Source organism: Chryseobacterium sp. c4a (assembly GCF_009900745.1).
Lineage (GTDB): Bacteria > Bacteroidota > Bacteroidia > Flavobacteriales > Weeksellaceae > Chryseobacterium.
This window is the reverse complement of the sequence record NZ_WXVU01000032.1, coordinates 1-6,202: the sequence shown is the minus strand read 5'-3', so window position 1 is coordinate 6,202 and position 6,202 is coordinate 1. Positions and strand designations below refer to the sequence as shown.

Genomic DNA, 6,202 nt, shown 5'->3' with positions numbered 1-6,202 from the left:
AGAACTGCAATTAGACCTGAACAGCTGGTTGTCGTATTACAACAATGAAAGAACGCATACAGGAAAACATTGTTACGGTAAAACACCGATGCAGACGTTTCTAGATAGTAAAACTATTGCAAAAGAGAAATTATTGGAAACTCTTGCAGAGGAACAAAAAATCCTTACTTTTGGAAGTAAGGATAATATTGGATAACTGACAATTATTTTTAACCCCTAACTGTCAGATAAAGTCGTGGCTATTACAAATAAATGCCAGTGAAGATCTTCACTGGCATTTTTATTTTCCTGCAATTGAATAAAGCTGATTTTATTTCTTCTATCCTACTAATTTAAACCTAACAGGTTTAGCATGTTATTTAATTTATTGCAATTCAATCGGGTTACTGTTCTTTTTAGCCTCTTCTTTCACTCTTTCTTCCATTCGTTTTCTCATCTCAGCAGGATCCTGATTTCCACCTCCCTGACCTCTTCCGCCGCCTATCCGCATCATAGTGCCCATACCACCTGATCCTTGAGTCATAAATGACATTGGGTCTGTTTTAAACTTTTGCTGCTGTTTTACAAAATCACTTCTTTTTACTTTTAAAGTATTTCCAAACTGATTTAAAACTGGAAGGTCTACGATCTTATAGTTCTTCATCAGGTCAAAAGAATAATCCCCTTTATCATCCTCCACTTTTACAATCAATCCCGGAAGTCCTCCAAACTTATAAGGCCCATCCTGGTAAGGAAGATCTGTGGTAAACCATGCTGTCCATTTGCGGCCTGCAAAATCTGCTTCTGCTTTCTGAACCTTATACTCTCCTATTTTTCTTGTTTCTGAAGAAATTTTCCAGTTTAAGGGTCTATCTTCTTCATAAGAATAAATATCCCTTCCTATTCTATCCTTAAAATAAGTCTTTTGGTTCGCTTTATCTTTTTCTACAGAATAATTAATATTGGATCTTAATCCTTCCATCTGATCTCTATTGATACTTCCTCTTCCACCACCACCTTGAAATGCCTTTTGCATAATAGAATCTCTTTTGATCCTGTTTTCAGAATAAAAAACAGATTTCTCCTGAGAAATATCAAGATATGCATTTTCAGTTTTTATATCTGCTTTATTTTCAGCGTCTGGCTTCATTGTTACCTGATATACAAATCGGTTAGTTTGTGCAGAAACCTGCTGTATAAACAGTGCCAGAGCAATAATGCCTATTCTTTTCATATTCAAGTTAATTTATGTTTTGGATTTCAAAACATTACCAAGGTTAAACTCATCAATGATAAAAATCGATAAAATAAAAATGCTGATTTTTATATCCTGATTTTTGTTCGTATTTTTGCGTCATTAAATCATTCTAAATAAATACAATGATAAAAGTATCAGACTATGCAAAGGAGAAAGCCATCCAACTTATGACGGAAGATGGTTTTAACCCTGCTGAAGATTATATAAGAGTTGGGGTGAAAAGCGGCGGATGCTCTGGTTTAGAGTATGTTTTGAAGTTCGACAACCAAAAAACAGACACAGATCAGATTTTTGAAGATAATGACATTAAGATTATCATCGACAAAAAATCCATTCTTTATTTAGCAGGAACCACTCTTGAATATTCAGGAGGATTGAACGGAAAAGGGTTTGTTTTCAACAACCCGAACGCATCCAGAACATGTGGATGTGGAGAATCATTTAGTCTTTAGAAAAAAGACATAAGATCCTAGACATCAGACAATATGAGGTCTAAATCTGAAATCTAAAAAATTATAATGAGTAAATATACTGAAGACGATTTAAGAGTCGATCTAGAAAATAAAAAATATGAATTCGGTTGGGAAACCAAAATTGATTATGAAGATTTCCCGATTGGTTTAAATGAGGATATCATCCGTGCGATCTCCGCTAAAAAAGAGGAGCCAGAATGGATGACTGAATGGCGTTTGGAATCTTTCAAAATCTGGTTAAAAATGGTAGAGCCTAACTGGGCGAATATCAAATATGAAAAACCGGATTTTCAAGCAATCCGTTACTACGCAGCTCCAAAAGCAAAGCCTGAATTGGAAAGCCTTGATCAGGTAGATCCTGAATTATTGAAAACTTTCGAAAAGCTAGGAATCAATATTGAGGAGCAAAAAAGACTTTCAGGAGTAGCTGTAGATATCGTAATAGATTCAGTTTCTGTGAAAACTACATTCCAGGATACGTTGGCAGAAAAAGGAATTATTTTCTGTTCCATCTCTGAGGCTATTAAAAACCACCCTGATTTAGTAAGAAAATATCTTGGAAAAGTGGTTCCAAGAGGAGATAATTTCTATGCAGCATTGAATTCCGCAGTATTCTCTGACGGAAGTTTCTGCTATATTCCTAAAGGCGTAAAATGTCCTATGGAGCTTTCTACTTACTTCCGTATCAACCAGGCAGGAACAGGACAGTTTGAAAGAACGCTTGTGATTGCAGATGAAGGAAGTTATGTTTCTTACCTTGAAGGATGTACAGCTCCGTCAAGAGACGAAAACCAGCTTCACGCTGCGGTAGTGGAATTAATTGCACTAGACAATGCTGAAATTAAATATTCAACGGTACAGAACTGGTATCCAGGTAATGAAGAAGGAAAAGGTGGAGTTTTCAACTTTGTAACCAAAAGAGGTCTTTGCGAAAGAAATGCCAAAATCTCATGGACTCAGGTTGAAACAGGTTCTGCAGTAACATGGAAATATCCTTCTTGTATCCTTAAAGGTGATAATTCAATCGGAGAGTTCTACTCTATCGCTGTAACCAACAATCACCAGTACGCAGATACAGGAACAAAAATGATCCACATTGGAAAAAATACAAAATCTACGATCATTTCAAAAGGTATTTCTGCAGGAAAATCTCAAAACTCATACAGAGGACAGGTGAAAGTAATGCCTTCTGCAAAAGGAGCAAGAAACTTCTCTCAATGTGACTCTTTATTGATGGGTAATGAATGTGGTGCACACACTTTCCCTTACATCGAGATCAAAGATCCTACGGCTCAATTGGAGCACGAAGCTACCACTTCAAAAATTGGAGAAGATCAGATTTTCTACTGTAACCAGAGAGGTATTGATACGGAAAGAGCAATTGCTTTGATCGTAAACGGCTTCAGTAAAGAAGTTTTAAATAAACTTCCGATGGAATTTGCTATTGAAGCACAGAAATTACTTGAGATTTCATTAGAAGGATCAGTAGGATAAAAAGATATGATAGCTACGGAAAGATTAATTTTAAGAAAACCTGCAAAAGAAGATTTTGAAAGTTTCTTTGAAATTAATCATGACCCTGAAACCAATATTCATAATCCAAGCGGACCCATGAGTTTTGAAAAAGCAGAAAGTACATTTACAAGAATGCTTGATCATTGGGATAACCATCATTTTGGAAGCTGGGTAATTACTGAAAAGGAAAACCCTGAAAATATAATAGGTTTTGGAGGACTGAGCTACAGACTCTACGGAGAAGAAGAAAAATTGAATTTAGGCTATCGTTTTGCTTCCCGGGCATGGGGGAAAGGATATGCAACAGAATTCACAAAGAAAGCTATAGACTTTGGGTTTAATGAGGACAATAAAGAAGAGATATTTGCCATTGTTCGTCCCAGTAATGTAGCTTCTGTTAAAGTTTTGGAAAAGGCAGGTATGACCAAAATCGGAACCCTTAATGATGTTCCCGGTCAACCTGAAAGTTTAGTATATAGAATTCAAAAATAATTTGTTTAAGCAAATAAAATGTTAGAAATTAAAAACCTTCACGCCAAAATTGAAGATGGCGCAGAAATATTAAAAGGGATCAACCTTGAAATAAAACCAGGAGAAGTTCACGCTATTATGGGGCCAAACGGAGCTGGTAAGTCTACCCTTTCTTCTGTAATCGCAGGAAAAGAGGATTACGAAGTGACAGGTGGAGAGATCATTTTCCAGGGAGAAGACATCATTGAAGATGCTCCTGAAGACAGAGCACACAAAGGAATCTTCCTATCTTTCCAGTATCCAGTGGAAATTCCGGGAGTTTCTGTAACGAACTTCATCAAAGCTGCTTTAAACGAAACAAGAAAAGCAAACGGATTAGAAGAAATGCCGGCAAAAGAAATGCTTGCCTTAATCCGTGAAAAATCTGAAAAATTAGGAATCAAAAAAGATTTCCTTTCAAGATCACTGAACGAAGGATTCTCAGGAGGTGAAAAGAAAAGAAACGAGATCTTCCAAATGATGATGCTTGACCCTAAATTGGCGATCCTTGATGAAACAGATTCAGGATTAGACATCGATGCGCTAAGAATTGTAGCTGACGGTGTAAATGCTTTTAAAAACGAAGGAAACGCAGTTCTTTTGATTACGCACTATCAAAGATTGCTTAACTATATTCAACCTGATTTCGTTCACGTTCTAGCTAACGGAAAAATCATCAAAACAGGTGATAAATCTTTAGCATTAGAACTTGAAGAAAAAGGATACGACTGGCTTCTTAACTAAGAAGAAAGTATTTCAGAGATTAAAATTTTCACGGTAAATAAACGTAGCAAAAAAGAATCTCTAATATTAAAAATTGGATTACCTATTCCCCGGAATAGCAATATTTTTAGTTCAAAATAAAAAGAAAAAATGGTGCAAACCACAGATATACCAGTAATGGCATTAAAAGAACAAATCATCGAAAACCATAGCGAGTTTTTGGAGAGCCTTCGTCACAGATTTCTGGATGACGATAGAAAAGCTGCTCTTCAGAAGTTTGAAGGTATTGGTTTTCCGACCAAAAAAGACGAAGAATATAAATATACCAATCTAAAGGAGATCACGGAAAAAAGCTACAACTTCTTCCCGAAAGAACACCACAACATCACTAAAGAGCAGTTTGATGAATTGCATCTTGGTGAAGAAAATTTTGATTGGATTGTTTTCGTAAACGGTAAACTTCACAAAGAGCTTTCTAAAGTTTCTATTGAAAATGTAGAGTTCCTTTCATTCAATTACGCATTGAATGATGATAAACATAAAGAGGTATTTGAAAAGTATTTCAATACAATTGCTTCTAAAGATTTAGCTTTCACCAACTTAAACCTTGCGTACTGCAAATATGGTTTCTTTTTGAAAGTTCCTAAAAATGTAGTGATTGAAAAACCAATCCATGTTTTCTACATTTCTCAGAATCAGGAAGAAAATACATTCTACAATACAAGAAATTTATTGATCGTAGAAGAAGGAGCAAAAGTTGAAGTTATTGAAAGCCACCACAATTTTGATGACACGTATGTGTTCACCAATTCCGTGACGGAAATCTTCACATATCCAAATGCAAAAGCAGACTGGCATAAGCTTCAAAACGATAACAATACATCTTACCTTGTAGACAACACCTTTGCAAGACAGGAAAAAGACAGTTTAACGACTGTAAACACCTTCTCTTTCGGCGGGAAACTGGTAAGAAACAACCTGGATTTTATTCAGAATGGATCCAATATTAATTCATTCATGAACGGAATCACAATTATCGGAAAGGATCAGTTGGTAGACCACCATACAGCAGTTCACCATAACTTCCCGAACTGTGAAAGTTATCAGAACTATAAAGGAATCTTCGATGGTAATGCCCACGGAGTTTTCAACGGGAAAGTTTTTGTTGATAAAATCGCTCAGAAAACGAATGCTTACCAACAGAACAATAACGTATTGCTAAGTGAAGGAGCTAGTATTGATACTAAACCTCAGTTAGAGATCTTTGCTGATGATGTAAAATGTTCTCACGGATGTACAGTAGGCCAGCTGAATGAAGATGCCCTGTTCTATTTAAGAGCCAGAGGGATTTCTAAGAAAGAAGCTCAGGCATTACTTCTATATGCATTTGCTAATGACGCAATGCAAAACATCGATATTGAGCCTCTAAAAGAAAAGATATCAAAGCTTTTAGCTGAGAAATTAGAAGTAGATATAGAATTTTAAACGATATATTGTGAGTCGTCCTAAAATAGGTTGACATAAATTAAACAATATTTAATCCGGAGAGATATTTTATTTCTTCGGATTTTTTATGCACTTTATCTGGCGTTTCCATATTAAGACTTAAATGTGGTCTTTTAGTATTATAAAGATAAATACTTTCTTTTACTAATAAGTTTAGATCTTGAATATTCTTTGTTTTAGAAAAAAGGAATTCTTGTTTCAATATTCCATTAACCCTTTCTGCTAGCGCATTTTGATA

General features: G+C 35.5%; 7 protein-coding genes and 1 pseudogene. 6 read left to right on the top strand and 2 right to left on the bottom strand.

What is annotated here, in order from left to right:
• Positions 1–196: pseudogene (locus GTR01_RS24215) on the top strand (hypothetical protein); the annotation flags it as partial.
• Positions 197–364: 168 nt separating this feature from the next.
• Here GTR01_RS24215 and GTR01_RS24210 read toward each other — a convergent pair.
• Positions 365–1,213 (bottom strand): GLPGLI family protein, encoded by an 849-nt coding sequence (locus GTR01_RS24210; RefSeq protein ID WP_160140269.1) that lies wholly within the window; start codon positions 1,211–1,213, stop codon positions 365–367.
• A gap of 146 nt (positions 1,214–1,359) precedes the next feature.
• On the opposite strand from GTR01_RS24210, the gene GTR01_RS24205 reads away from it, so the two are divergent.
• The 5 genes from GTR01_RS24205 to sufD all read left to right on the top strand — a co-directional run bounded on the left by GTR01_RS24205 (position 1,360) and on the right by sufD (position 5,943).
• Positions 1,360–1,689, top strand: a complete 330-nt coding sequence (locus GTR01_RS24205) for a HesB/IscA family protein (RefSeq protein WP_047098035.1) — start codon at positions 1,360–1,362, stop codon at positions 1,687–1,689.
• A gap of 66 nt (positions 1,690–1,755) precedes the next feature.
• Positions 1,756–3,204: a Fe-S cluster assembly protein SufB gene (sufB, locus tag GTR01_RS24200; RefSeq protein ID WP_068940815.1), complete on the top strand. Its 1,449-nt coding sequence runs from the start codon at positions 1,756–1,758 to the stop codon at positions 3,202–3,204.
• Positions 3,205–3,210: 6 nt separating this feature from the next.
• Positions 3,211–3,717, top strand: a complete 507-nt coding sequence (locus tag GTR01_RS24195) for a GNAT family N-acetyltransferase (protein WP_160140268.1) — start codon at positions 3,211–3,213, stop codon at positions 3,715–3,717.
• 18 nt (positions 3,718–3,735) lie between these two features.
• Positions 3,736–4,479 carry a Fe-S cluster assembly ATPase SufC gene (sufC, locus tag GTR01_RS24190; protein ID WP_160140267.1) on the top strand — a complete coding sequence of 248 codons (744 nt, stop codon included), beginning with the start codon at positions 3,736–3,738 and terminating at the stop codon, positions 4,477–4,479.
• 156 nt (positions 4,480–4,635) lie between these two features.
• Positions 4,636–5,943, top strand: coding sequence for a Fe-S cluster assembly protein SufD (gene sufD / locus GTR01_RS24185; protein WP_160140270.1), 1,308 nt, complete (start codon positions 4,636–4,638; stop codon positions 5,941–5,943).
• A gap of 40 nt (positions 5,944–5,983) precedes the next feature.
• Here sufD and GTR01_RS24180 read toward each other — a convergent pair.
• Positions 5,984–6,202: integrase core domain-containing protein (locus GTR01_RS24180; protein WP_160140266.1), on the bottom strand; the 219-nt coding region annotated here is incomplete at its 5' end.

Bases quoted from the DNA above. Each gene is read 5' to 3' on its own strand.
- sufC (WP_160140267.1), top strand. From the start codon at position 3,736: ATGTTAGAAATTAAAAACCTTCACGCCAAAATTGAAGATGGCGCAGAA.
- GTR01_RS24205 (WP_047098035.1), top strand. From the start codon at position 1,360: ATGATAAAAGTATCAGACTATGCAAAGGAGAAAGCCATCCAACTTATG.
- GTR01_RS24195 (WP_160140268.1), top strand. From the start codon at position 3,211: ATGATAGCTACGGAAAGATTAATTTTAAGAAAACCTGCAAAAGAAGAT.
- sufD (WP_160140270.1), top strand. From the start codon at position 4,636: ATGGCATTAAAAGAACAAATCATCGAAAACCATAGCGAGTTTTTGGAG.
- GTR01_RS24210 (WP_160140269.1), bottom strand. From the start codon at position 1,213: ATGAAAAGAATAGGCATTATTGCTCTGGCACTGTTTATACAGCAGGTT.
- sufB (WP_068940815.1), top strand. From the start codon at position 1,756: ATGAGTAAATATACTGAAGACGATTTAAGAGTCGATCTAGAAAATAAA.